Source organism: Collinsella aerofaciens (genome assembly GCF_028207065.1).
Taxonomy (GTDB): domain Bacteria; phylum Actinomycetota; class Coriobacteriia; order Coriobacteriales; family Coriobacteriaceae; genus Collinsella; species Collinsella aerofaciens_AR.
Genome location: NZ_JAQLFP010000062.1, coordinates 1 through 1,466, shown reverse-complemented (window position 1 = coordinate 1,466; position 1,466 = coordinate 1). Strand labels below are relative to the sequence as shown.

At 71.4% G+C, this 1,466-nt stretch carries 1 protein-coding gene; it reads right to left on the bottom strand.

Annotated elements, in window-relative coordinates:
* A partial coding sequence (locus PMX72_RS10240) for an IS110 family RNA-guided transposase (protein WP_271746219.1) occupies positions 1-1,174 on the bottom strand: 1,174 nt, incomplete at its 3' end.
* Between the last annotated feature and the right edge of the window lie 292 nt (positions 1,175-1,466).

Below are 1,466 nucleotides of genomic sequence, written 5' to 3'. Positions count from 1 at the left end.
TGAGCTCCCTTTGGCCCCTCTCCAGCATCGAGATGTACTTCTCGCTGGTTCCCAATATGGACGCCGCCCTCACCTGGCTGACCTTCGCCGCGCGCCTGGCCGCCACGAGCTCCGAGGCGTCCTCGGGCCTCCTGATCTCGTGCGGGTGCATCAGCGCCCGGTACGCCTCCCTGGCCACGTAGCGCTTGAGGCACCTCATGACCTCCCTGTCGCTCTTTCCCCGCCCCCTGGCCCTCTCGGCGTACTCGGCGGTCTCGGGGTCGCGCATGACCCTCTGCCTCGCGATCTCGTGCAGCGCGCTGTTCGCCTGCCGGTCGCCGCCCCTGTTGAGCCTGTGCCTCACGGTCTTGCCGCTCGAGGCGGGGATGGGGCAGGCCCCGCATATCGCCGCGAACGACGCCTCGGAGCGCAGCCTGCCCGGGTTGTCCCCGGCCGCGACCGCGAGCTTGGCCGCGCTCACGGGCCCGCACCCGTACATCGCCAGCAGCGCGGGGCAGTTCTCCTCCAGGGACGCCTCGATCGCGCGCTCCATGTCGAGCGCCGCGTCGCGTGCCGCCTCCCACAGGTCCGCCAGCGCGCCGAGCGCGGCGCCCAGCGCGCCCTCGGCGCGCACGGAGGGGAGCTCCTCCATCAGCCTCGGCCCTCCCATGCCGCGGAACCTCGACCTGAGCCCCTCCGGCGCGGTGGTGAGCAGCGACCTCGCGGTGTTTATCGCCGAGGTCCGCGCCTTCACCGCCCCGGAGCGCGCCGCGAGCATGCAGCGCACCCCGTCGACCCACCCGTCCTGGCTCTTGGGGGTCCCGAGCTTCGAGCCGGACATCGCCGCGCGGGCGGCCCTCTCCGCGTCCGCCTCGTCGCACTTTCCCTGCCCCGGGCGCCTCCTCTGCATCCTCGCCGGGGAGAGCGCCTCGCGCACGGGCATCCCCAGCGACGCGAGGTGCCTGGTGAGGCCCGCCCCGTAGGACGACGTCCCCTCCATCGCGACGCAGGCCGGCTCCCCGGCCGCCGCGATCGCCCCGGCGAGCGCCTCGTAGCCCGCCGCGTCGGCGGGGAACTGGCGGGACAGGACCTTGCGGCCCCTCCAGTCGAGGACGCACAGCCAGTGCGAGTCGGCGTGGGTGTCGACCCCGCAGAAGACCGGCCCGCGGGCGCCGGGTGTCGATTCGGTTCTCATGTCTCGCTCCGTTCTTTCCGTGCTCGCCTGGACCGGGCAGACGGCACACTGACGGGGCGCGATAGAATGCGGTTGTTCGGGTCCGCGGTATCGCTCCATGCTCCTATTAGGTCATGCGGCGGTCTCGGCTCGCCGCGGCCCGCGCGGGACATGTCAGGAAACGAGGGCAGCCCTGTGGGCGCCAGCGGAATGTGGGGTCACCGCGCGGTCCGCATCTGATGGTGTCGACGTCAATGGTATACGGGCGCATCATCGACGTCTTCAATACAGACAATATCAGTGCGGAATGTTT